Genomic DNA, 596 nt, shown 5'->3' with positions numbered 1-596 from the left:
TTTCTTTGATTTTGACACAATTACAAACAACGGAACAATTATTCTCACAAACCACGGTGGGCTTGCTGTAACAAATGGTGGTATATTAAACAATAACGGAATTCTCAATAACAATGATGCACCATTTCCGGCAGATGGATCAGGACTGCAAAACGGGGCAGGAACAATCAACAACAATGTCGGCGCAACAATCAACAACAATGGATTGTTTTGGAATTATTTTGCAACCATAAATAACCGAGGAACACTAAATACTGGTTCTGATCTTGAAAACCGCGCATTCGGAACAATAAACAACATCTGTCCTGGTGTGATAACTGGAACCATAGTTGCACAAGGTGGTACCGTAGTAAACCAATGTACCCAGTCAACAACCACTGCAGTATCATCATCACAAAACCCATCAACTTTTGGTCAGTCAGTTACATTTACTGCAACAATATCTCCAGTACCTGACGGAGGCTCTGTGCAGTTCCAAGCCAATGGTACAAACCTTGGCTCTCCAGTTACAGTATCTGGGGGAACTGCATCTGCAAGCACATCAAGTCTTGCAATAGGATACTATACCATAACAGCATCATATTCTGGAACTACAA

The 596-nt window shown here is 41.3% G+C and carries 1 protein-coding gene; it reads left to right on the top strand.

The window, feature by feature from the left end; translation table 11 throughout:
- Positions 1–596: Ig-like domain-containing protein (locus DYY66_RS12180; protein WP_166289863.1), on the top strand; the 596-nt coding region annotated here is incomplete at both ends.

It is taken from the genome of Candidatus Nitrosotalea sp. FS (genome assembly GCF_011319475.1).
Lineage (GTDB): Archaea > Thermoproteota > Nitrososphaeria > Nitrososphaerales > Nitrosopumilaceae > Nitrosotalea.
This window is presented reverse-complemented; position numbering and strand designations above follow the sequence as displayed.